Here is a 25,095-nt window from a genome sequence, read left to right as displayed (position 1 = left end):
ACTACCCGTCGCTGGAGAGAAGCGGGACGTAGACGTAGCCGTCTGGTTCATCCAGCACTTTGTTCTCGATCGCACCGAGACCTTCGACCTCGACCCTGACCACATCTCCACTGCGAAGGAACGCTGGCGGTGTCATCAATGCTCCGACTCCAGCGGGCGAACCCGTCGCAAGTATGTCCCCGGGCTCCAGCGTGAAAACAGTGGATAGTTCAGCAATCATCGTGTCGATGTTATGCAGAAATTCATCGCTGCGGCCGTCCATCCGCAGCTCGCCATTGACCCAGGTTTTCAGCGACAACCGGTGAGGGTCTGGTACCTCATCACGTGTAGTCAACCATGGTCCGGTAGGGCCGTGGGTGTCGAATGATTTACCGAGCGTCGAGGTTGGCGATCGTAGTTGCCAATCCCGCACACTTACGTCATTACACACCATGTAACCGGCGATAACATTGTAGGCGTCTTCCCTGGGCACGTGCCGGCAACGTTGACCAATCACAACGGCTAGTTCGCCTTCATAGTCCAGCTCGGCAGATATTTTTGGCAGGTGCAAATTTCCGAAGGGGCCATTGATACAGCTGACCTGTTTGTTGAACCAGGTCTGGTGCGGAGAATGCTTGATTGGTACGCCGGCGGCCTTCACTTCTTCGAGGTGCGAATGAGTGTTGCCACCTATGCCGAGAAATTTCCGTGGATTCGGTATTGGTGCTTCCAGCGTAAGTTCGCTAAGTGGTATGTCCTTATGGCCTGCGGCCAATATGGCAGCGACAATATTCAGCGCATCCTGCCCGGCTTCCAGCAATTCACGCATTGTGCGTGGCAGTTGCGGCGCATGACGCGACAGGTCAATGACGTAGTCTTTATTGATTACACCGATCGACAATCGATCTGCGTGTGAATAGGTAACCAGTTTCATTTCAATTTTCCCAGTTGTTCCCGATCAAGACCCGGGAGCAAATAAAACCTGCAGCTGACGGGATTCGAATCGCCAGCAACCATCATCGTCGCGTCGGATAACATCGGTCGAGTCACCCACCACAAAATTGTTATTCGGTACGGGCGTTTGTTCGCCTTCTTGCATCGTGTGGAAAAAGGTTTGAACCACCGTCACCACACGTACCCGATGACTATCGAGCTCCTCGAATCGCGGGTTAGACCACAAGTGCCTGGATACCCGGTTTGCATCCGCGGCCCTCTGACCGAAAGCACTGGCAATTTCGTTGCGACTATTTAGCGTCAGACCCGGTGCGGAAATGCTGCCGACCTCAATGAACAGTTCGTGCACCCGATCCCCATGTCCGTGGTCCACGCGCCAGGCGAACTCCGTCAACAGATCCTCGAGAGCCACGCGAGTAGCTGAATTCAGACTCATGTCCTGATGCATGCCCATCTCAACTAAGGGGCCTGCACAATAGCAAGATTGCATTCAATATACAATAAACTGCCTTTTCGATCGGATCGGAACTGCCAGCCCTGCCGCAAACCGCGCAGGTAAGCCATTAACTCGGGCGCTTGCCGTTGCGGCCGGAATTGTAGACAATAGTCAAGATAAATCAGAAAGTTATCTTCACAGCAACGACTCAAAGAGAACATGCCGAAATCCCCCAAATCACCTGCCGCTTCGGTACGCGAATCGGCCAGCCTCATTCCTCGCTCTTCATTGCAGGAAGAGATTGCTACTCGCCTGAGAAATGAAATTGTCGAAGGTTTCTGGGAACCGGGTGCCCGCCTGCAAGAGCGAATTCTTTGTGAACGCTACGGCGTCTCTCGATCGCCGCTGCGGGAAACATTCCAGATACTGGTTAAAGAGGGCCTTCTGGAGTTGCTGCCAGGACGTGGTGCCGTGGTGACTCGACCCACGATGACCGACGCGCTGGAAAACATTGAAATCATCATTGCGCTTGAAGCCATGTCCATCGTTCTCGCTTGCGAACGGGCCAAAGATGAAGAGCTGGAAGAAATCGCCTCATTGCACGAACGCATGAGAAAGTGCAGTGAAGAGCACGACGTAGAGTCCTACTATCAGCTCAACAACGCGGTGCACAGTGCAATTGTCCATGCCAGCGGAAACGCAGCAATGATTGCGGCCCATGCGAACGTACAAAGGCATATCACTCGCTTGCAGAACCTGTCGGGTGCGCTGGAAGCAATAACTGCAGAATCGCTTGCGGAACATGACAGCTTCGTTAAAGCACTCCTGAACAGAAATGCCAAGAAGGCAGAGAAAGAGCTTCGTGCTCACCTCGGCGCGACGGCGGAAAAGATCCGGTTGCGGATACTGCAAAGCTAGCAGCTACGCAATTCACGTCGGACTCCCAAACGTCTTGCCGAGGTAGCACGCTCTGGCTACTCGCCGAAATTCCAGCCGAAACTCACACCGAATATTTGCGGATCTGCCACCAGGCCGACACGTGAAATAGTGTCATTGATATCCGGTACCGGACCACCACCGCGGTAGTAGACCTCGTCGGTCAGATTGCGTACCCACAGAGCGGCATTCCAGTTTTCCCCGGAGTCCCAAGCGAGTCGCATATCCACAACATCGTAGGCGTTGGACCAGAGTGTATTAAAGACGGTGATCGTTTCATCTGTACCGGAGAGATCGGCGCCCAGAGTCAGCGAACTGCCACTTGCCAACTGCCATTCGTAGCTCAGTCCAACGTGGTAGTTGTACTCCGGAATCAAACCGATGCGGTCCCCACTCTTGTCCACCAGACGGAACGGTGGCCCGCCCTGAATCGTCGGGTCAAAGACCTCAATGGCATAACGTGTGAACTGATGGTCGAGCCATGATCCGCCGATGTTGTAACGGAAACCCTCGCCGATCACGCCTGACACTTCGATCTCGAAACCGGATATTTCCGAAGCGGCCGCGTTGTTGGTTATAGGGCTACCGGTAACCGGGTCGAAGCCCTGTAATTGCATGTCGGTAAAATCCGTCATGAAGTAGGCAATATTTGCCGACATTGACTTGTCGAAAAACTGGCCTTTCATTCCAAACTCGATCGATTCTGCCTGCTCTGGTTCGAACGGCACGACGCCTGCGGCATTGTCCGGACTGCCGTTGTAACCACCGCTCTTGAAGCCTTCGGAATAACTAAGGTAAGTATTTACATCCTCAGTCAAAGAAAACTGGACCGATACCTTCGGTGTAAATTCGGACCAGGTCTTCTGATCACTTGCCGTATAGGCGCCGTCAGGGATAAACAAGGAATAGTTGCTGCCGCCAGGCTGATTCGCGACGGCATAGGCATCGATGTCATAGTCTTTGGTCTCTTCCGTGTAACGACCGCCCAGGTTTATGCTCCAGCGGTCGTTGAGTCGGTAGTCAGCCTGACCGAAAACCGCGTAACTATCCGTTTCGATCTCCTGTATGAAGGTTGTTGTCGAGTCCTGAATCTCCGGTGAGCCCGGGCCGACCAGTCCACCCGGGCCGAAGAAGTCTGAATAGCGACTTTGGTTGCGATCGCCTTTCTCATGGAACCAGTAGAGGCCCGCGGTCCAGGACAGCGCAGAGTCCGAGTTGGACATCAGCCTGAACTCCTGACTGAACGACGAGCTGTCCTGCACTGACCAGAGATCGCCTGATCGCTCGGCTGCCCGATCATTGTCTTCGGAGTGATGACTGTCCTCGGTGCGATATCCCGTAATGGATACAAAGTCCATCGATGACATTTGGTGATTGACGGTCAGGTTCATACCGTATTGATCGACACCCTGTGCACCGTGAATGCCGCTGCGCGAAGTACGCAAATCGGATTCCTGCATGGGGAACGTGACCGTGAAAAAGTCTTTCAATATATAAGGTGTGCCTGGCACGTCCGCGATGACACTCTTTAGAACGCCGAGTTGCTCGGATCGTGCCCAATCTGCACTGAAGAGCACATCGGTGCTGTCAGACGCTGCAAATGCCAGACTGCCGCGAAAGGCCTGAGAGTTAATGTTGTTGCCACGCTGACCAGTGGTCAGGTTGGTATACAGTCCATCGCGTTCGCGAGACACAAAGGCGATCCGACCGCTAACCCTGTCGCTGATCGCCGCGTTGGCAGCTGCCCGCAAATTCATCGTACCGAAGTCACCGATATCAACACCGAGGTAGCCGCCTGGTTCACTGCGTGGCTTGCGGGTCACTATATTGATCGCACCACCCGTCGCATTCTTGCCCCACAAGGAGCCCTGCGGCCCCCTCAGGATTTCAGCTCGTTCGACATCAAACAAAACCAGATTCGCCGCGCCTTGTCGGGCAACGTAAACATCGTTGATAAACATCGCCACGCCAGAATCGGATCCGAGGTCTTCGTTGGCCCGACCAATACCGCGAATGGTATAAAACTCGGAGTTCACCGCCTCGGAAAAGATATGCAGGCTCGGCGTGTACAACGACAGTTGTTCCGCGGTAAATACCTGCTGGCGTTCCAGAAATTCGCCGCTTAGTGCTGTGATGGCAATTGGAACTTCATAAAGACTTTCGTCCCGCCGCTGTGCCGAAACGACAATCTCTTCCAGTAAATTGGAAGACTCATTGTCCTGCGCCGCACTCGGCCCCGAAAACGCTAACAAACTCACAGCAGGTATTACCCAAGCGAGACGAATCATGTGTATCCCCCCATTGCAGAAATGCAAAACTTGACGGATGGTCGACAAGTATTTTGTCTACAATAGTCAAAACTCGTGTAGACTGCAAGCGCTGCGGAGGCCTGATCGCGCCGCCCACACAGAGCCCTTACTATCCGGCTCAGGTGTGGCGCTGGTCACCGTGCAACACGTAGTGCGCTCGATACGCGATCCATGCAGCCAGCGGTGTGGTTAGAAAAAGACCGACGTGCTGTGACAATCAATTAGAGGGGGATACATGCCGAATACTACTGTGGTTACGCCAGCGCAATTTCTTGGAGAGTCAGAATTCAGTTTCTACCAGCTGCGGGCAATCATCATTTGTTTCCTGATCGCCGCGCTGGACGGGTTTGACACGCAGTCAATTGCATTTGTCGCCCCTGCACTTCGCCACCTCTGGGAGATCGCACCGGAACAGTTTGGTCCCCTGTTTGCTGCCGGCCTTATCGGAACCATGATCGGTGCCGTCATTCTTAGCTCACTTGCTGATCGTTTCGGCCGAAAGCCGTTAATCATTTTCAGCACCTTGCTGTTTGGAACGATGTCGCTTTTATGCTCCACGGCAACCTCCGTTGACTCCTTGTTCATGTACCGGCTGATCGCCGGTTTCGGCTTGGGTGGTGCGATTCCAAACATTCTCGCGCTGGTCTCTGAGTATGCGCCTCATCGGATACGCTCCACCGTCATTGTCGCAACATTTACCGGCTTTCCTTTTGGCGCGGTTGTGGGTGGCATCGCAAGTTCGAAAATCATTCCAGCCTCGGGCTGGGAAATGGTCTTTATAATCGGTGGCATTCTGCCACTTGCATTGCTCCCCTTCGTTTTCGCGTGGGTTCCCGAATCGTTGCGTTACCTGTTACGCCGCGACGGCCAGCAGGAAAAGGCGAAGAACATACTCGAACGGATCAAGCCTGGCTGTACCTCGGCACAGACCATGGACTACACAACCAGTGACGCGCATACGATCAAACCGGTCCGCAACCTTTTCGCTGCCAACCGTGTCGTATGGACCATCCTGCTGTGGCTGCTGACTTTTACCACATTGCTACTCGGCTATTTCCTGATCAACTGGACACCTTTGCTCCTGGTGGACGCTGGCGTACCGCATCAGAAAGCCATTCTTGGGGTGGTTGCACTGAACCTCGGCGGCATTATCGGCAGCCTTATTCTCGGCCGGCTCAGTGACAAACGGGGACCGTTTAAAGTTGTCGCTACGGCATTTGGTATTGGCGCGATTGCCGTAGCGGTGCTCGGGCTGTTGATTGGTTCATCTGTCCCTGTATTGCTGTCTATTGTTTTAGTCATCGGACTGTTTGTCTTCGGCGCGCAACTGAACGTAACCGCACTGGCTGCCAATTATTACCCGCTGGACATGCGCAGCACGGGTATCGGTTGGAGCATGGGTTTCGGCCGCGTGGGTTCTTTTCTCGGCCCGTTGATCGGCGGCGGGCTCATCGCCTACGGTCTGAATCAGGGACAAATGTTTCTCGTGGCCGCGGTACCTGCCGCACTTGCTTGCGCACTGGTTATCGCCATGGCATACAACAAACCCGAGGTCTGAGTGAGCTCGTCAGTGTCTGAGCTACCGCGCATCGGCTTCGTCGGTACCGGTCTCATGGGGGCGCCGATGGTCCGGCGCCTTCTGCAAGCGGCATACCCGGTCACCATCTGGAATCGCACAGAGAGCAAGTCGCACGAACTTCAGCAAGACGGCGCGCGGATTGCCGGGTCGCCCGCTGAGGTCGCCGAAAGCGCTGACATCATGTGTTTATGCGTGACAGATACTGCTGCCGTTGAGACTGTGGTCTTTGGCGACTATGGTGTTGCGCGCGGTGCGCAACCCGACAAAATTCTGGTCGACTTTTCCAGCATCAAACCTGACGCGACCCGCAAAATGGCGACCCGATTGCATGCCCTGAGTGCCATGCACTGGGTCGACGCACCGGTATCCGGTGGCGTCAAAGGCGCCACCGATGGATCGCTGATTATCATGTTTGGCAGTGAAGAGTCGGTTGTCGAACGCGTCACGCCAATGTTCGCGGTGCTCGCCAGCCGAGCCACGCACATGGGCCGTAGCGGTTCCGGGCAGGCTACCAAGCTGTGCAACCAGATCATCGTCGCCACTAACCTGCTGGCCATTGCGGAATCGCTGCGTCTGGGCCAGGAAGCGGGTATTCGGATTGGCCGACTTCCGGCGGCATTGAGCGGCGGCTGGGCGGACTCACTGCCACTGCAAATTATCGGACCACACATTGCCGGAATGAAATCGGAGAAAAAAACAGGCGCGTTGTCGACGATGTTGAAGGACATCGAATCAGCATTGTCCGCTGCTGAAGACCATGGCGTCGAATTGCGAGTGCTAAGGGAAGCAGTTGCGACTTACAAGGAAGCCTGCTCAACAGCAGGCTCGGATGCAGATATATCGGAACTGGGAACGTTCTACGGAATCAAGAAAAGCGAGTAACAATGAATCGGGAAATCGCGTACATAGTCAGTGTGTTCGCCGCACTTTTGTTAGCGGCCTGCAACAAAGACACCAGCGTAAACAATGCGACAGAAGCGGCCACTCGACCGAACATACTGCTGATCGTTGCGGATGACCTCGGCTACACCGACATAGGTGCCTACGGCAGCGAAATCAGCACACCCAATATCGATTCACTGGCGGCCAGCGGTGTTGCATTCTCGCAGTTCTACGCTTCACCCATGTGCTCGCCGTCGCGTGCCATGTTGCTGACCGGTATTGATCATCATCGCGTTGGTCTCGGCAATCTCGTATCGCGGCTCGCGGACAACCAGCGCGGCCAGCCTGGCTATGAAGGTCGGCTGATCCAGAGCGTCGCGACGCTACCGCAAATTCTCAAGAAGGCGGGTTATCGGAATTATTTCTCCGGCAAGTGGCATCTGGGCGATTCCAATGGCGCTGACCCGGGTTCGCGAGGCTTCGACAGGCATTTCGCCCTACACGATTCAGGCGCCAGTCATTTCGCAAACATGATGTCGTTATCCGGCCCTGAAAAGGTGCTGTACACGGACGACGGCAAGCCGGTTGACGAACTGCCGGATGATTTTTATTCAACCCGCTTCTATACCGACAAGCTGATTGAATACCTCGATGCCGACAGCAAAGACGACCGGCCGTTTTTCGCCTACCTTGCGTACACAGCTCCGCACTTCCCATTGCAGGCGCCACTCGCATCGGTAGAGAAGTACAAGGGGCGCTACGACGAGGGTTTCGATGCGCTGCACGCCCGCCGCCTGGCCCGCGCCCAGGAACTGAACCTGGTACCGGCTGGCATTCGCAGTTTCCCCGGCATTGATCCGGACAGGAATTGGTCTTCATTGAGTACGCCTGAGAAAAAGTCGGCAGCGCGCATCATGGAAATCTACGCGGCCATGATAGATGACGTCGATGCAAACATTGGCAAGGTGATTACCTACCTTCGCGACCACGGCCTTGCCGACGATACCTTGGTTGTCTTTATTTCCGACAACGGCGCGGAAGGGCACCGACTCGACCAGGGGCTCGGTCCGCTGGATGATTGGTCGAAGGAGTGCTGTGACAATTCTTTCGAGAACATGGGCAATGAAGACTCCTATCTGATGCTCGGACCGGACTGGGCCAGAGCATCGATGGCCCCCTTTCGCATGTTCAAGGGCTTTACTTCCGAGGGCGGAGTGCGCGTGCCTGCAATTGTGAATTTCCCTGCGAATTTCGCCGGGACTCGGGTTTTTGACGGCATAGCGACGATTATGGATATTGCACCGACAATACTGGACATCGTCGGAGTCGACACAAGCAAGCTGCACATGGATGGCAAGTCCATGTTGCCGGTGTTGCGAGGCCAATCCGCTGCAGTACACCCGGACGAGGTCAGCTTTGGGTGGGAACTGTTGGGGAAGAGCGCACTGCGACAAGGCAAATGGAAAATTGTACGGGAGTCGCGTTTCTCAGACTGGTGGGATGCCGACAGTCTCGGCATCAAACGCAATGAATGGCAGCTTTACGATCTTAGTCAAGACCCTGCAGAGCTGAACGATTTGGCTGGCAATGAACCGCAGCGGTTACAGAACATGATCGCGCTGTGGGAAGAATACGCCGCAGCGAACGGCGTCATCATGCCTGATACCGCCCGCAGTTACTGACACGAAGCCTGGACGTGCAGGCGCTGTGCTTCTGCGGCAGCTGCACAACGCACGACGCTAGCGGATATCTATGACGATCTTTCCCTGCGCCTGCTTTGTCTCACAATACTCATGGGCCTTGACGATGTCGGCCAGTGGGTAAGCCTTGTCTATGACCGGTTTGATCTTGCCTTCCTCGATCAGGCAGGCTACTGCGCGCAATGGGGCTGCATTCGGATCAAAGAACGACCACACGTATTGGTAGCCTTTGTTGGCTGCCGCATTTGCACGATTTGCGTATTCGATATCTGCTTGGCGCACCCCTTCGTCGTAACCGTACTTGTTTGTCAAAGCGACCTTGGGGGAACAAACGGTGACATAGACAGCGTTCGCGTCTTCGCGCAAAACACTCATCAACTGCTCATCGTAATGACTGCCGTCGGCGGTGGCAGTGCCACCTTTGTAGTCGTTGTCCAGTTCGTCGAAATCGCTTTTCCGGCCTATCAGGTCGAAGGCAACATCGTAATCCTGCAAATGATCCCTGAAGTCCTGCTGCGTATAGTCGATGACCGTATCTGCGCCGAGGCTGCGAACCAGTTCAATATTGCGTGTGCTGCATATCGCAGCCACCTCGGCGCCCCAGGCTTTCAACAACTGCACAGCAAAACTGCCCACACCGCCCGCTGCTCTCGGTACCACTATTTTTTTCCCGGTGGCGTTCTCCGCCGTTAAACCCGCATTCGTGACCAATGCGGTCCATGCCGTCAGCGCGATGAACGGCAGAGCCGCCGTTTCCGAATGACTGATATTGCGCGGCTTGGGCGCCGCGTGCACCGCTTTGACTTTGACGTATTCGGCATAACAACCGATCGGCGGCGCCGCATAAACTTCGTCGCCAATTTCCACGCCCGCGACGTCCTTGCCTTTGGCAACGACAACACCGGATGCGTCCCGCCCAAGAATCATCGGCAGATCGCCCCAGCCCAGCCGCGAGAAAAAATTCTGGCCGTAGCCTGAGCGGGCCGCGCAATCGACGGGATTGACGGAGGTGGCGTGGTTCTCGATCAGGATCTCATCGGCAGCCAGGATCGGCCGGGGTGCGTTGTGACTGAGGCGGAGCACATCGCGCGCGGCACCGTACTGGTGGATTTCTACTGCTTTCATACTTCCCGGCCACAACCTGTCAAGGTGGATAATCAATTTGTCGATAGTATACAATCGACAACTTATGAATGTAAGCCGGTGATTCAGGAGGCGTTGAAGACAGTGAGCACGAAAAAGGCAGGGAAACACTGGCGGTCCCGACTGGTCACAAAGGGCCTCAGCCGCGCACCGCACCGCGCCTTCCTGCGCGGAATGGGCCTCAGTAGCGAAGATTTCGAGAAGCCGTTTATTGGCGTCGTCAGTGCCGCCGCTGAAACCACACCTTGCAACATGCATCTGTACGAACAGGCCTCCATCGCGCACTCAGCCGTCGCCGAAGCAGGCGGGCTGCCACGCATGTTCACGACAGCATCCGTGGCTGACAGCATGTCCATGGGCCACAAGGGCATGCAGTTTTCACTGGTCTCCCGGGAAATTGTCGCTGACAGCATCGAAGCGGTAATGCGCGGACATGTATACGACGCGCTGATCGGTTTTGCAGGCTGCGATAAGACCCTGCCCGGCATCATGATGGCGATGGTGCGACTTAACGTCCCATCCGTATTCGTCTATGGAGGCAGCACTCTCCCCGGCCGGTGGAACGACAAAGACATCACGATTCAGGATGTATTCGAAGGTGTTGGCAGCGTCATGGCAGGCACAGGCAGCCGCGAGGATCTGGATCAGATGGAGCGCGTCTGCATCCCCACGGCCGGATCCTGCCCGGGCCAGTTCACCGCAAACACGATGGCCATGGTCGCCGAGACCCTTGGCCTCGCGCTGGCTGGCAGCGCCACTTCACCTGCCGTCAGCCCGGAACGCAAAGACATTGCTGAACAATCGGGTATCGAAGTCTTGCGCAAACTACATGCTGGCGGTCCGCTGCCGCGCGAGCTGGTTACCCGGCGCAGCCTGGAAAACGCGGTTGCCGTGGTCGCCGCTACCGGCGGGTCAACCAATGCGGCATTGCACTTACCCGCTATCGCCCATGAAGCGGGTATTGATTTCAGTTTCGACGACGTTGCCGCCGTATTTGAACGCACGCCTTTGCTTGCCGACCTGAAGCCGGGCGGACAATACCTGGCTTTCGATATGCACCGTGTTGGTGGTCTTCGCGTGCTGTTGAAAGTGTTGCTCGACGGCGGCTATCTGCACGGCGACTGCTTGACCGCCACCGGGCAAACACTGACGGACTCCATTGCGGACGCTGCTGATCCTGATGGTGAAGTCATCCGGGAGTTGGCCAAGGCAATCTCGCCCAGCGGCGGGCTCGTGGTCCTGAAAGGCAATCTTTGCCCTGACGGCGCGATTCTCAAGGTCGCTGGCCTCAAGCGTCAGACTTTCGACGGCCCCGCCCGGGTATTCGAATCCGAAGAAGAGTGCGCGCTCGCCGTGGCCACACGCGATTACGAATCAGGCTCGGTTATTGTCATTCGCAACGAAGGTCCACGCGGCGGGCCGGGCATGCGGGAGATGCTGGGTGTGACGGCTTTGCTGTACGGTCAGGGCGTGGGCGAAGAAATCGCACTTTTAACCGACGGCCGTTTTTCCGGTGCTTCGCGTGGCATGTCCATTGGCTATGCCTGCCCGGAAGCCGCGGTAGGCGGCCCTTTGTCGTTGCTACGAACAGGCGATCGCATCAAAATCGACATTCCCGGACGGAGCGTCGATGTGGATTTGAGCGACGCTGAACTGGCCGAACGCAGAAGTGCTCTGCCGAAACGCGGTAGAGCGAGAATCGGTGGCGCTCTCGAAAAGTACGCGGCACTTGTAGGCTCCGCTCATCGCGGCGCAACGACTCACTCCGGCAATGTGGATTGGCAGCAGGAAACAATAGACGACCAATCCGACTGATTCTCCCGAAGGGTTGTCGAATACAACTTACACCAAAGGAAAAAAACAGTGCCCGTTGTAGAACCACTGGACGAAGAGCAAATTGAACCCGCGCTCCGCGAGTACGTGCAATTCTTCAAAGGCCCACTTGGCGTAGTCCCTAACAGCGTCCGAACCATGTCACGACGCCCGAATATCGCCAAAGCGTTCACCGACCTGAATGTCGCCGTAATGGAATGCGCAGGCGCGGTAACGCCGGAATTCAAGCGACTCATTGGCTACGTCACCAGCATGGTGTCAGGCTGCCGCTATTGTCAGGCACACACGATTCTCGGCTCGGAGCGATTCGGCACTTCCGAAGATCGTCTGAACAGCATTTTCAACTATGCGGACAGCCCGCATTTCACAACAGCAGAAAAGGCGGCACTGGATTTCGCGTTTGCCGCTGCCGAGGTGCCTAACGGCGTTACGGAAGACCACGCTGAGAAACTCCGTGCCCATTGGTCCGACGAAGACATCGTCGAGATCATGGGTGTTATTGCGCTGTTCGGCTACCTGAACCGCTGGAACGATTCCATGGGATCGGCACTTGAAGACTTACCGACCCAGGCGGGCGAGAAATACCTGGGCAAGACTGGCTGGACCGTGGGCAAGCACCGTTAACGACAATCGGGGCTGCCCGGATCTGCGTACCTGTAACCCGCCAAATTTGCGAAGCCATGCGGTTCGTTGTCAGGTGGCGCCCTGTTGCTACAGCAACTGCACGCACACGCCTTAAACCTGCTATCTAGTTCGTCGCTGCATCGTGCACGATCTTGCCGTTAAAGATGGTCAGAGTGACCTGTGTCCCACCAATCTCCTGTGGCATACCCGCCTCGGCGAGCTCTACGATGTTTCTGTCCAGTGCTATGAGGTCGGCGGTCTTGCCTGCTTCGATACTGCCAAGCATGTCACTGTGACCAAACAATTTTGCAGCATTGATGGTAAATGCCGCGATCGCCGAGTGAACATCGATTCGTTGATCGGCGTTCATAATCGTCTCGCCATTGCTACGGGTGATTGCCTGCTGCATGCTCACGAATGGAATCGGGTCACGACCACCGACCGGTGCGTCACTCCCGTTCACGATGTTCCCGCCATAGTCCTGAATACGCTTCACCGGGTACACGTTCTGCATGTAGTACGTATCGGGATTGTAGAGATCGGCAATGCCCCTGACCTCCTCGATGAAGGGCGTAACCATCATGTCGTAAGCAATCCCCGGCGTCGCCCACACGAAGGTGAACACCACCGATATGCCCAGCTCACCGATTCGCTTTTGATCATCGGGGTGCGCGAGCTGCACGTGCGCAAGGCTTTGGCTCGTGCCATTGCGGTCCGCGATGGCTTTTACTTTGCTGAACTCGTCGACGGCAATTCTCACGCCTTTGTCCGCCAGCGCGTGCACGTGCACATGGAAGCCGGCTTCGGTCGCTTTGCGAATGTACGCGCGTACGAATGCCTCTTCGTGCTCAAGCACGCCGCTGTTCGGCAGGCACTGCTGTGGATAAAAGCCGTACTCCGTCACGAATGCCTCAAGACGCTCTGACGTGGTATAGCTTTGCGGATTCGCCTTTACTGACTGACAGACTTCGCGGTCCTGATCAACATAGCCAACCACGTCGAATGAACCGTCATCGACACTGCCCGCAAAAATCGGTTGTTTGTAATTTTCAAGCAACGCCGCAACCGGTAATGTCGGCGGGAATGTCAGCGGATTGCCTTCAAGCACGGCATCGGCGAACAATTTGACGCCGTCCGCCGCCACGAACTCGTAGTCTGCGTATTGCTCGCGCAGTGCCTTGAGCGTTTCCAGGTGCGCATCGATGTCGGCGATACGCTCTGTCGGGGGCTCGACCATCGCCGCCCGTAGTCGGAACGTCATTTCGCTGCGTTCTTCCAGTCGCCCATAAGCCGCCAGCGTTGCCGGAGTAACGATCGCGTCCTGCAGTGAAGTGATGCCGTTTGCAGCCATCTTTGGCGCAACGCGCGACAGGGTACCGTCCAGGTCACCGTTCATACCGAGCATGTCTTCGAACCAGTTGCTGCGCAGCAGGGTTCGCGCGTCCTCATTAATGCCACCCGTAGGTTCACCGTTGGCATCGACGTTGATCATCGGCTTGAATGCAGCGTAGTCCGACTCCAGCGTTCGGGCGTTGATCTCCACAGTTTCACCTGCCTCATTGCTTGCCAGCGACAACGCCAGGCTGTTGGCCGCACCGTGGTGACCGTCGTCACCGTACAGAAAGATCGGGTGCTCGGTGGATACTGCGTCCAGCGCCGCCCGAATATGCGGCAGATCCTGGCTCGGTTGATTGCCCGCGGAAAATGCCCATTGCAGGACAATCAACCATTCGCCCGGCGCAATATTGTGCTCGGCAATACAAGCCTTGAGTACCGGCACCATTGCATCGAAAGAATACGGTCTGGAATTCAGGTCACAGGTATCCGGCTCGACAGTGCCCAACGCATGGATGTGCATGTCATGCAGACCCGGCATAAGCATCGCACCGCCCATGTCGCGTACCACTGTGGATGGTCCGATGTAGGGCGTCGACTCTTCGTCACTGCCAACGTAGACGATCTGCTTGTCCCGGATTGCCACCGACTGTGCAATAGAACGCGCACTATCCGCGGTATAGACATGGGCATTCGTCAATACCAGATCGGCCGCAGATTCCTGGACAGCGTTCTGGCAGGCTACGAGCAAACCAAGAATCGAGATCGTCACCACGCCAAGTCTGTTAAGTACATTCATCGCCATTGCTCAGTCCGTATAGGTCCGCCCACTGCGAACCCCTCTTGTTTGAAATCTTATGAGCTGTATAAGAATATCGCTTAATGACATACCAAATTTCGAAGTCACCACAGTTGAGTTATCCCGCTGGGGTTTATCGAAACTACCCAGCTGATCCCGTCGCAATACTTCCAAACAGCGACTTTGGCGCAGTTGACGCATGAAGCTTGTCCAAGGAATTGCGGTACATAGCACCCACCACCCACACTTGTAAGACTAACTACAAATCAAGAGTGAGCCGATGTTTCAATACGAGTTCTACCAACAACATATTCGCGCGCTAGGCATTGTTGCCATTGTTGTCAGCCTGGGCGCATGGTCGCTTGACTGGTTTGACGTTGTGTACAAGTGTCCGTACTGCCGGGTACAACGTAGCGTAATTGGCTTACTCGGTCTCGTTATGCTCAGCGGCACGAGTCATTTTATCGTCAAGTACTTTTCGACAGTAGTCGGCTTCTTCGGGCTCTCGGTCGCATCAACTCAGCACTTTCGTGGCTGGCTCCGTGTGCACAAAGGCGAGTTCGAATGGTACAGCCCCTTCTATCTTGACTCGTTTCTGCTGTCCTTTCTAGCGATCTGCATCATCGTTGCGCAGGTCTGGATCGTTTGCCTACGAAAACCAGTCAGCTCCTGATGCAGGGTGGCCAGCGCTGCAACACAAGGTAGCGACGGGCCTCCCACTACATTGGCTTAAACGATACAGCTCCGCGAGCAATGCGTAGCATGATACGGTTTGCTGTCGTCCCGTCGATATGGAGGCCCTACCATGCTACTTCGCATCGCTTACACACTGCTTGTTCTTGTTGCCGTGACGTTTCTGACGGCCTGCCAGCGCAATACGCCGTCTCAAGTCGAGTCCTCAGGCGGCGCCACCCAGGAATTGACGCCTATTTCGATGGATGCGGACGATATCGCCGGCGTGGTTTCAAGCGCCGCCGGCCCTGAGGCGGGCGTATGGGTCATCGCCGAAACCAACGACCTTGACACGCGCTTTACGCGCATAGTGGTTACGGATGATGAAGGCCGCTATCTCGTGCCGGACCTGCCCGCTGCCGACTACCAGCTATGGGTACGCGGCTACGGTTTGACCGACTCCGCGAAGGTAGACGCATCCCCGGGCGAGCGCGTCGACCTGCAGGCCATCACCGCCAGCAGTCCTGCTGAGGCGGCGCGTTATTACCCCGCTGCCTACTGGTACGCCATGATGGACCTGCCCAGCGAAAGCGAAGTTGCCGAACTTCCAGGCGGTATGAACTATTACCTGACGTGGATGAAGAACATGGGCTGTGTTGGCTGCCATCAGTTGGGCAACGAAGCCACCCGTACCATGCCTGCCGCGTTTGCGGATATCGACTCGTCCGAACAGGCATGGGCGCGACGCCTCGCGTCCGGTCAGGCCGGGCACAACATGATCGGCATCGCGGCCGAACGACTGCGCGGCTTGCCGTTCAAGTACCTCGCCGACTGGAGCGACCGAATCGCTGCAGGCGAACTACCGGCCCACAAACCGGCACGGCCATCAGGCGTCGAACGCAACATCGTCGCCACGGTACGCGACTGGTCAGAACCGCAGTTCTACATGCACGATTTATCGGGCACGGACCGGCGCAACCCTACCGTCAATGGTTACGGCCGCCTGTACGGCGCGCCTGAGCTGAGTACCGACAAGATGCCGATCCTCGACCCGGTTGCAAATACGGCGAGCGAGTATACGTTGCCGGTGCGTGACGAGGACACACCAACAACCAACGAAGACCCGGTTGTTGCTCCTTCCCCTTACTGGGGAGATGAGCGTATTTGGGACAGTCGCGCGAACGTCCATAATCCGATGCTTGATCAGGACGGACGGGTCTGGCTGACCGCGCGGATTCGCGCGGCGAACAACCCTGACTTCTGCAAACCCGGTTCTTCGCACCCGTCAGCGCAGCTTTATCCGAAGGATCGCGCCGGGCGCCACTTGGCCATCTTTGATCCGGAAACCCAGGACTACACCTTCGTCGACACCTGTTTCGGGACGCACCACCTGCAGTTCGCTTACGACGACCGCAATACCTTGTGGACCAGCGGTGGCGGCGATGTTGTCGGCTGGCTCGATACCACCACTTTTTTTGAAACCGGCGACGCTGCTGCGGCACAAGGCTGGGCACCGCTGATCCTCGATACCAACGGCAACGGCAAACAGGATGCGTGGACTGAACCCGGCGCACCGCAGGACGCGAAGCTCGACACGCGCGTGCCGAACGGCTTTTACGCGGTCATGCCGGAACCGAATGGCGATGCTGTCTGGGGCTCCAACGCGTTTTGCTACCCTGGGTCTATCACTCGCCTGGTGCCCGGTGACAATCCACCGCAAACGGCACTCGCCGAAATGTACTACCCGCCATTGCCGGGCTTCGGCGTACGCGGCGCGGATATCGATAAGCAGAGCGTGGTCTGGAGCTCGCTCGGCAGCGGGCACCTCGGGGAATTCGACCGTCGCAAGTGCAAAGGCCCGCTCAACGGGCCGGACGCCACCGGCAACCATTGCCCGGAAGGCTGGACCTTGCACGACCTGCCAGGACCTGGCTTTGCCGAACTACCGCAGTTCAGTGTCGAGTCCAGTTATTACACGTGGGTTGATCAGCACAATTCTCTGGGTCTCGGCGAGGACGTGCCGATCGCTACCGGCAACCTGTTCGATGGTGTGCACGCGCTCGTTGATGACGAGTTTGTCACGCTACGTGTGCCCTACCCGATGGGCTTCTACACCAAGGGCTTTGAAGGCCGCATTGACGACCCGGACGCTGGCTGGAAAGGCCGCGGTCTGTGGGTACCGGAAGGCGATCGCACACCGTGGTTAAAGGAGGGTGGCAAGGGCTCGAAGCCTATCGTCGTACACTTCCAGGTAAGACCGAACCCGCTGGCAAAATAGCGGATCAAAAAGGACACGCACGACAGGCCACGGCGTTGCTGCCGACCTATGGCAGACCATACTGAGTGGAATCGTGCGTGTTCTTTATCCCGGCTACTGACTGATCTCTGGTGGCTGACGCTGGTACCCCGCCTGTTCAAGAGCATAGGCATAGCGGATCAGCGCTGCGTCACTGAATTCACCACCGATAAACGACACGCCGACTGGCATGCCGAATATGTCGCCGGCGGGCAACGTTACGCTAGCGTAGCCGGAAATGGCCGCGAGTGACGAACTCGATACGCCGGACGACTGATCACCGTTGACATGGTCCGTCATCCACGCCGGGCTGCGGGATGGTGCGATCAACGCGTCGAGCCGGTGGGTCCTGAGCGCGTCATTGATCGCGTTCTGTGAGATGCGTTTGCTGTCCGCCAATGCCTGCAGGTATTCCGGATCAGTGAGCGGGCCCTTGGTTTCCGCCTCCAGCATGCGCTCCTGGCCAAACAGCGGCATCGCCAAATCCCGGTTGGCTTCGTTGAACGCGATGACTTCCGAGAGACTCCGCAACGGCGCATTGCTCGCAATCAGATACTGCTTGAGATCCTCTTTGAATTCGTAATACAGCACTTGCCGTGCGGCTTCCCCCATGCCGTCCGTGTCGATCTCTAGAGGATCGACAATTTCTGCGCCGAGCGATTTGAGTGTCGCGATGGTGTTCGCGAGTATCACCTCAACCCGCGGGTCGTTGTCCACACCGCTGTAGCCGCGCCAAACACCAATGCGAGCACCGCGCAAAGCATCCGTCGACAGATTCAGTGCGAAATCGGGAACCGCCGCTGGAAAATGATTCGCTAAAGGATCGGCGGCATCGCGACCTGTTATTGCCGTTAGCAGAATGGCTGCATCCTTAACGGTGCGCGCCATCGGCCCGGCCGTGTCCTGACTGTGTGCAATCGGGATGATGCCGCTGCGACTGACGAGTCCCAGTGTCGGCTTGATTCCGACCAGCCCATTCACGCTCGCGGGGCAGACAATGGAACCATTGGTTTCGGTTCCAATGGCGACGCTGGTCAGACTTGCAGCAACGGCAACGGCTGAACCACTTGATGAACCGCAAGGGTTTCGCGCCGGATCGTAAGCATTGTTCGTTTGGCCGCCGATGCTGCTCCAGCCACTCGATGAATGCGTGGAGCGAAAATTGGCCCACTCGCTAAGGTTGGCTTTGCCGAGAATCACTGCACCGGCAGCGCGAAGTTGTTGCACGATGAACGCATCCTGCGGCGGCCGATGACCCTTGAGCGCCAGCGAGCCTGCCGTCGTTTCCATGCGATCGGCGGTATCAATATTGGCTTTCAGTACAACGGGAATGCCGTGCATCGGGCCGCGCGAACCGATTTGTTCGCGCTCTACGTCCAGGCTGCGGGCGATTGCCAGTGCATCCGGGTTGATCTCGATGATTGAGTTCAACGCAGGACCGTTGCGATCGATTGCTTCAATGCGATCGAGATAGAACTGGGTCAGCGACACAGCGCTCAGCTCACCGCTTTCCATCCGTGCTTGCAGCGTAGCAATATCCGTTTCACGGTAGTCGACCAGTTCCCCGCTCGTCGTACAAGCAGAGAGGACGATTGCAAGCAGCAGTGTCGGCAGGCGAAAACTCATGGTATCTCCCCGGTGATTGGAATTGATGCGTGGCTCAGCAACGTCGCTGATCTTAGCGTAAGGCCCCGTCGGCACCAACCGTCGTCACAAGAGTGAATCATTAGTCGAACTGGATTTGGCCACTACGTGTGTTCGTTCCAAGCCCGCAAAACACGGTCCTGAGGTAGTCAACCTATGCAGGCATCTACATTATTGCCGGGCCGACGCAATTGTTGTCGCGACTTTTTCAAGCAATGACTGCTAAGCGTCCTTTCAACTGTATGTATGCGACTTCAAACTCTCAATGTCGACATACATCGTCGGCTTTGATACCTCTAGTTCGTAGAGTGCCAGAGTAAATTTCTCATTTAGCATTGAATGTTACGGTCAGAACGGCAAGCAGGTCGCCAGTCGGGTGCGACCGCCGTTTTTTTTGTCCTGTTGTTTGACGGATCGTACGCACTTCATTTCGGGCTCCGAAGCTGCGGTGTTGTGGAGGGGTTCTTGGATGTTCTCAGGACAGATTGACCGTAAGAGTCCACTATTAGCGCGGCACTCGAGACACCCGTCTCTCGTGGTCAGCAACTCTCACATCTGTTTATTGTTCTTCGGTAATATATTACAGTGGCTCTGGTGCTAGCAGTCGCAGAGAGACCCAAAATGGGCGGTCTGATGGAATCCGGTTTGCACGAACTTCTCGAATCGATGCCAGATGGAATTGTCATGGTCGATTCGGCCGGGCGAATTGTCTTCGCAAACCGTCAAGCGCAAAAAATGTTCGGCTATGACACCGGCGACTTGATCGGCAAGTTCATCGAACAGCTTTTGCCGGAACGATTCCGACACTCGCATGCAGACCATGTGCACGGTTATTTTTCCCAATCGCGCACTCGCGCGATGGGCGCGGGACTAGAGCTTTACGGATTGCGCAAGAACGCGTCAGAGTTTCCGGTCGAGATAAGCTTGAGTCCAATCAATACTGACGACGGCACGCTGGTAATGAGCGCCATCCGGGACATATCAGAGCGCAGGAAAGCTGATCGAAAATTCAAAGACCTGCTTGAAGCGGCGCCCGATGCGATCGTGATAGTCGACCGGGAAGGCAATATCGTCCTGGTAAATTCGCAAACAGAAAAACTGTTTGGGTACACTCGATCTGAGTTGCTCGGAGGAAGAGTTGAGCTACTATTGCCGGCCCGATACCGGACACAACACCCCGATCACCGCTTGCGCTTTTTCGATGAACCAAACGTTCGACCGATGGGAGCCGGACTAGAGCTTTACGGCCGGCGCAAAGACGGGACCGAGTTTCCTGTAGAAATCAGTCTGAGTCCGCTGGAGACAGAAGAAGGCGTGCTAGTCTCAAGCGCTATTCGCGACATTTCCGACCGTAAACAAGTCGAAGACGCACTACACGAGAAGAACTTGGAGCTGGCCCGGGCAAATAAAGCGAAAGATAGCTTTCTGGCTGCGATGAGCCACGAATTGCGGACGCCGCTAAATGCAGTCATTGGCTTCACCGGTACACTATTGATGAGGTTACCCGGGCCATTGACGACCGATCAGGAAAAACAACTAAAGACAGTTCAATCAAGCGCGCGTCACTTGCTGGCGCTCATAAACGACTTACTCGACGTGGCCAAAATCGGCGCTGGCAAGGTCGAATTGTCGCCGGAATCACTTGTCTGCCAAACAGTCATTGCGGATGTCGTCAACGCTCTGCGCCCTGAGGCCGCTCGCAAAGGTCTGCAGCTACGAACAGATTTACCGAACGAGGATACGCCAATACATGCTGACCGCCGGGCATTGCAGCAGATTGTGCTCAACCTGATCGTCAACGCGCTGAAATTCACCGATGAGGGCTCGGTGAACGTCGTCTTGCAACCCGTTCGAAACGAACTAGGAAAGTTTGTCGAAATTTGTGTTGAGGACACTGGTGTCGGAATGCGTGAAGAAGACCAGTCCAAGTTATTCGAGCCGTTCGCCCAGCTCGATATTCTTCGTGCGAGCTCTCGTGAAGGCTCGGGCCTCGGTCTGCACCTGAGCCAGAATCTCGCGCGGCTTATGGGTGGGAACATTACTTTTAGCAGCGAATTAGGCAAAGGCAGTACCTTTACACTCGTCATGCCGGTGAAATCTTAATGCCGGCCCGGATCCTGATTGTTGAGGACAACCCAGCGAACCTGGAGCTGATGGTCTACCTGTTGACGGCGTCCGGTCACAAGACGTTAGTGGCAACCAACGGCGCGCAGGGCCTGGAGATCGCGCGAGACAGCCGTCCTGACCTTGTCGTCTGCGACATACAAATGCCGGCAATGAACGGCTATGAAATGGTACAGGCGCTGAAGGCGGACAACGGATTGCGATCAATTCCGATTGTCGCCGTTACGGCGTTTGCGATGGTCGGCGATCGCGACAAAGCCCTGACCGCTGGATTTGATGACTATGTTTCCAAACCAATCGAGCCTGAAAAATTTGTGTCGCAGATCGAACAGCTATTGCCGTTGGAAATGCGTACCGCCCCGAGGGCAGAACAGTTGTCCGTAGAAGAACGGATTCCGCATCGCGAACACAAGGGTCGCACGATACTTATCGTAGATGACACGCAGGAAAACCTAAACCTGACGCAGTACCTTTTCAGCAACGCAGGCTACGAGGTCATTTCCACACGGACTGCATTCGAGGCCTTCAGCCTTGCGCGTCAAACAAATCCGGACCTGATCATATCCGATGTAACAATGCCGGCAACGAGCGGGTACGATTTCATAGCGGCCATCAAGGCTGACGACAAGCTACGGACGATTCCGTTTCTCTTTCTAACTTCTACAGCTACGAGTGAGGCGAACAGATCCCGCGGTCTAGCACTCGGCGCGGCAGGATACCTGTCGCGACCGATAGATCCGGAAGTGCTGCTTGCCGAAGTGGCCGCCTGTTTCAAGGACTAGCGAGGGCTGATCAATGGCGCGAATTCTGGTAGTCGATGACCTCGCGGTGAATCGGCAGTTTCTCGTCACACTATTGGGCTACGCGAAACATCAGCTTTTTGAGGCTGGTGATGGTGCGGAGGCGTTGGAAGTGGTGCGTGAGATGAGGCCAGATCTAATAATTGCCGACATCCTGATGCCAACCATGGACGGCTATGAGTTCGTCCGCCGGCTTCGCGCTGACCCAGAGATCGCTTCGTCCACCGTGATTTTCTACACAGCTCACTATCGCAAAGAGGAAGCAACCCAACTTGCGGCAAGTTGCGGGGTCGCTCATATACTGACCAAGCCCTGCGAGCCGGAATTAATACTGGGGATCGTCGATCAATTGCTGCAAAGCACGGATGAAGCCGCGCCGACGCTAGAATCGGTCGACTTTGATCGGGTGCACGTAGAAGTGATTACAAATAAGTTATCGCGGACTGCTGATGAACTAGGTGTGGCAAACCAGAAGTTGAGCGCTCTAGTTGATATTGGCCTGAAACTCGCATCCGAGCGAGACTCCAGAAAACTGTTGGATGAACTTTGCGAGGCTGCGCGCGAATTGTTTGGAGCACGATATGCAATTCTGGCAGTAGGAAAACGTGATGTTCCCGAAGTGGTCTACTCTCGGACTAGCGGCTTAGATGCCAACGCAGACATCGAATTTGATTGCCAGATGCTGGCCGGCGGAATTGCTGGAGAAGCTTATCGCGACCGCGTGACCAAACGGTTGAAGCCAGAGAAGTATGAGTCAAAGAACAACGGATTGCCGCATGGCATTCCTACAGTCGAGTCTCTACTGGTCGCACCGATCATGTCGCTCAAGCACGTTTATGGATGGGTGTGCCTGACGAACAAAGTGGGTGCCAACGCATTCAACGACGAAGACGAAAGACTGCTTGGCATTCTGGCGGCACAGGTCGGACGCATCTATGAGAATGGCAGCTTATACGAGGATCTCGAGCATCAAGCTGCAAAACTGGCGGCCGAGATTGAGCAACGACGGCAGACTCAACAAAAGGTTGAGCGATTGAACCGGGTACACGCGGTCCTGAGCGGGATCAATACACTGATCGTTCGTGAGCAGGACCGGCAACAACTCTTCGACCAGTCTTGCCGAATTGCCTCGGAGCTTGGCGGGTTTGGCATCGCCTGGATCGACATGATTGACCTGCAGACTCAGGAATTCACTACGGTCGCCAGCGGGGGCAGTCACTGCCGTCCAACTGACGGCCGCAGGAATTTCTCGCCGCCAGAACGAGATGTCGACGAGTTGCTTGAGCGGGCCATCAGCGAACGAAAACCGGTGTGGGACAATTCATTGTCGCAGGATACTTCTGACTTTTATGAACGACTCACTCGAGCCATACAACTCGGCTACAGGTCTCGAATTGTCTTGCCATTGGTTGTCGAGAACCAGAGCGTAGGCTGTCTCTCTCTCCTCACTCAAGAGCCTGATTTTTTCACGACCGATGAGTTGAAACTCCTACGCGAGCTTGCAGGTGATATTTCGTTTGCGATGAGGCATATCCAACAGCACGAACAGCTCACGTACCTTGCGTTCTACGACCGTTTAACGGAACTCCCAAATCGCAGTCTTTTTCTGGATCGAATCGACCATTTTGTACACACCGGAAACCTCGAGCCAACTATAGCGGCCTTGATTCTTCTCGACCTTGAGCGATTCCGCGTGGTCAATGAAAGCCTTGGCAGCGGTGAGGGAGACGAACTATTGAGGCTGGTCGCAGCGAGACTCGAGTTGACTTGCGGCGGAAAGGACGCGTTAGGCCGTGTTGGCAGCAACACTTTTGGAATACTATTGCGCGATATCCGAAGCCCGCCTGATGTGGTGCACGCGATTGAGAACCGGTTGCTGTCGTGTTTCTGGGACCCGTATTACCTCGGTGGCGTCGAATTGCGCGTTGCGGCAAGAACTGGCATCGCAATGTTTCCCAATGACGGGGGCAATGCGCATCAATTATTCCTCAACGCCGAAGCGGCATTGAAGAATGCAAAGAAGTCTGGCAACCGCTACGAATTTTACTCAGCAGAGTTAAATGCCAGCGCGATTGAAGCACTCTCGCTCGAAACCCGCCTGAGGAACGCCGTCGACAATCGGGAGTTTGTAGTTTACTACCAGCCGAAATACGACTTGGCCAGCGACAGTATATGTGGTGTTGAAGCCCTAATTCGCTGGCAAGATCCATTGACTGGCCTAGTGCCGCCTGGCCGGTTCATTCCGTTGTTGGAAGAGACCGGATTAATTGTCGAGGTTGGCCGCTGGGTTCTATGCCGTGCATTGGAAGACTACAAGGACTGGGCGGCCCAATCTAATTGCGTGCCGCGCATTGCGATCAACGTGTCGGCCGTTGAGCTCCAGCGACGCGGCTTCTTGGACTCGTTAATTGAGAGTATCCAGGATGCTGGTGATTTTCCGGAGGCAATTGAAATCGAAGTCACCGAAAGCTTGATGATGCATGATCTAAAGCAGACCGTTCGTATATTGAACACTCTTCGTGGCCTCGGGGTCACGGTGGCAATAGATGATTTTGGCACCGGCTACAGTTCGTTGAGCCACATTGCTCGTCTACCAATAGATAAAGTAAAAATTGACCGTTCTTTCGTGCAAGGCATGGTAGGAAATCCTGAGGACATGCTAATAACCTCCACGACAATTGTTCTTGCCCATTCTCTGGGACTGCGAGTTGTTGCGGAGGGCGTTGAAACTCAGGAACAGCTGGATGCACTACGGCAGCTCAAGTGCGACGAAGTGCAAGGCTACTTCTTTAGTAAACCCGTTCCGAAAGACCAAATTGATGCAATGCTGATATAGGGCACTTAGAGAAATTATCCCAACAACAAGGTTCCCAACTTGCAACAAGTTGAAAAGTGACGGAATAGGCGCCGGGGCAATATTTCTATTATCATCTAGACTGCCCTAGTGGTCATAGTAGAAGTTGTAAGGTGGCTAGACCATTGCCATCCTCCTATACACTTTTGCCGAAATTCCGACTTTCTGCAATTCTTAACACTTCTAATAGGTGTTG

The 25,095-nt window shown here is 55.6% G+C and carries 17 protein-coding genes; 11 read left to right on the top strand and 6 right to left on the bottom strand.

Annotated features, from left to right (window positions below):
• Window position 1: 1 nt before the first annotated feature.
• Window positions 2-913, bottom strand: coding sequence for a fumarylacetoacetate hydrolase family protein (locus BA177_RS04190; RefSeq protein WP_068613279.1), 912 nt, complete (start codon window positions 911-913; stop codon window positions 2-4).
• Window positions 914-937: 24 nt separating this feature from the next.
• On the bottom strand, window positions 938-1,369 hold the full coding sequence (locus BA177_RS04185; RefSeq protein ID WP_197493326.1) for a nuclear transport factor 2 family protein: 432 nt from the start codon (window positions 1,367-1,369) through the stop codon (window positions 938-940).
• A gap of 219 nt (window positions 1,370-1,588) precedes the next feature.
• On the opposite strand from BA177_RS04185, the gene BA177_RS04180 reads away from it, so the two are divergent.
• Window positions 1,589-2,287: a GntR family transcriptional regulator gene (locus BA177_RS04180; protein WP_068613265.1), complete on the top strand. Its 699-nt coding sequence runs from the start codon at window positions 1,589-1,591 to the stop codon at window positions 2,285-2,287.
• 56 nt (window positions 2,288-2,343) lie between these two features.
• Here the strand turns inward: BA177_RS04180 and BA177_RS04175 are convergent, their stop codons facing one another.
• The gene (locus BA177_RS04175) at window positions 2,344-4,593 is read right to left on the bottom strand and encodes a TonB-dependent receptor (RefSeq protein WP_068613254.1); all 2,250 of its coding nucleotides are present in this window, start codon (window positions 4,591-4,593) and stop codon (window positions 2,344-2,346) included.
• Window positions 4,594-4,849: 256 nt separating this feature from the next.
• Between BA177_RS04175 and BA177_RS04170 the strand changes: the two genes are divergently transcribed.
• From BA177_RS04170 to BA177_RS04160, 3 genes are read left to right on the top strand one after another with little or no spacing between them, the layout of a single operon-like run.
• Window positions 4,850-6,172 (top strand): MFS transporter, encoded by a 1,323-nt coding sequence (locus tag BA177_RS04170; protein WP_082989856.1) that lies wholly within the window; start codon window positions 4,850-4,852, stop codon window positions 6,170-6,172.
• A 12-nt stretch (window positions 6,173-6,184) separates the two neighbouring features.
• Window positions 6,185-7,075 (top strand): NAD(P)-dependent oxidoreductase, encoded by an 891-nt coding sequence (locus tag BA177_RS04165; protein WP_197493325.1) that lies wholly within the window; start codon window positions 6,185-6,187, stop codon window positions 7,073-7,075.
• A gap of 2 nt (window positions 7,076-7,077) precedes the next feature.
• Window positions 7,078-8,757, top strand: a complete 1,680-nt coding sequence (locus BA177_RS04160) for an arylsulfatase (protein ID WP_068613248.1) — start codon at window positions 7,078-7,080, stop codon at window positions 8,755-8,757.
• A gap of 57 nt (window positions 8,758-8,814) precedes the next feature.
• On the opposite strand, the gene BA177_RS04155 is transcribed toward BA177_RS04160, so the two are convergent.
• Window positions 8,815-9,900, bottom strand: a complete 1,086-nt coding sequence (locus tag BA177_RS04155; RefSeq protein ID WP_068613245.1) for a zinc-binding dehydrogenase — start codon at window positions 9,898-9,900, stop codon at window positions 8,815-8,817.
• A gap of 102 nt (window positions 9,901-10,002) precedes the next feature.
• Here BA177_RS04155 and ilvD point away from each other — a divergent pair, with 102 nt between their 5' ends.
• Window positions 10,003-11,733 (top strand): dihydroxy-acid dehydratase, encoded by a 1,731-nt coding sequence (gene ilvD, locus BA177_RS04150; protein WP_068618874.1) that lies wholly within the window; start codon window positions 10,003-10,005, stop codon window positions 11,731-11,733.
• 48 nt (window positions 11,734-11,781) lie between these two features.
• Window positions 11,782-12,375, top strand: coding sequence for a carboxymuconolactone decarboxylase family protein (locus BA177_RS04145; RefSeq protein ID WP_068613242.1), 594 nt, complete (start codon window positions 11,782-11,784; stop codon window positions 12,373-12,375).
• Window positions 12,376-12,499: 124 nt separating this feature from the next.
• Here the strand turns inward: BA177_RS04145 and BA177_RS04140 are convergent, their stop codons facing one another.
• The gene (locus tag BA177_RS04140) at window positions 12,500-14,515 is read right to left on the bottom strand and encodes an amidohydrolase (protein WP_156762692.1); all 2,016 of its coding nucleotides are present in this window, start codon (window positions 14,513-14,515) and stop codon (window positions 12,500-12,502) included.
• A gap of 274 nt (window positions 14,516-14,789) precedes the next feature.
• Here BA177_RS04140 and BA177_RS04135 point away from each other — a divergent pair, with 274 nt between their 5' ends.
• Both BA177_RS04135 and BA177_RS04130 read left to right on the top strand, forming a co-directional pair.
• Window positions 14,790-15,182: a hypothetical protein gene (locus tag BA177_RS04135; RefSeq protein WP_068613239.1), complete on the top strand. Its 393-nt coding sequence runs from the start codon at window positions 14,790-14,792 to the stop codon at window positions 15,180-15,182.
• 132 nt (window positions 15,183-15,314) lie between these two features.
• Window positions 15,315-17,459, top strand: coding sequence for a carboxypeptidase-like regulatory domain-containing protein (locus BA177_RS04130; protein ID WP_068613237.1), 2,145 nt, complete (start codon window positions 15,315-15,317; stop codon window positions 17,457-17,459).
• A gap of 93 nt (window positions 17,460-17,552) precedes the next feature.
• Here BA177_RS04130 and BA177_RS04125 read toward each other — a convergent pair whose 3' ends face one another.
• Window positions 17,553-19,103: an amidase gene (locus BA177_RS04125; protein ID WP_082989855.1), complete on the bottom strand. Its 1,551-nt coding sequence runs from the start codon at window positions 19,101-19,103 to the stop codon at window positions 17,553-17,555.
• Window positions 19,104-19,754: 651 nt separating this feature from the next.
• Here BA177_RS04125 and BA177_RS04120 point away from each other — a divergent pair.
• Genes BA177_RS04120 through BA177_RS04110 form a run of 3 tightly spaced genes read left to right on the top strand, consistent with a single transcriptional unit; the run spans window position 19,755 to window position 24,881 of the window.
• On the top strand, window positions 19,755-21,224 hold the full coding sequence (locus tag BA177_RS04120) for a PAS domain S-box protein (protein WP_197493324.1): 1,470 nt from the start codon (window positions 19,755-19,757) through the stop codon (window positions 21,222-21,224).
• Window positions 21,224-22,027 (top strand): response regulator, encoded by an 804-nt coding sequence (locus tag BA177_RS04115; RefSeq protein ID WP_068613233.1) that lies wholly within the window; start codon window positions 21,224-21,226, stop codon window positions 22,025-22,027. Before BA177_RS04120 ends, BA177_RS04115 begins: the two co-directional genes overlap by 1 nt.
• Window positions 22,028-22,040: 13 nt before the next feature.
• Window positions 22,041-24,881, top strand: coding sequence for an EAL domain-containing protein (locus BA177_RS04110; RefSeq protein ID WP_068613231.1), 2,841 nt, complete (start codon window positions 22,041-22,043; stop codon window positions 24,879-24,881).
• Window positions 24,882-25,095 lie beyond the last annotated feature (214 nt).

The sequence above is a fragment of the Woeseia oceani genome, from assembly GCF_001677435.1.
Taxonomy (GTDB): Bacteria; Pseudomonadota; Gammaproteobacteria; order Steroidobacterales; family Woeseiaceae; genus Woeseia; species Woeseia oceani.
This window is presented reverse-complemented; position numbering and strand designations above follow the sequence as displayed.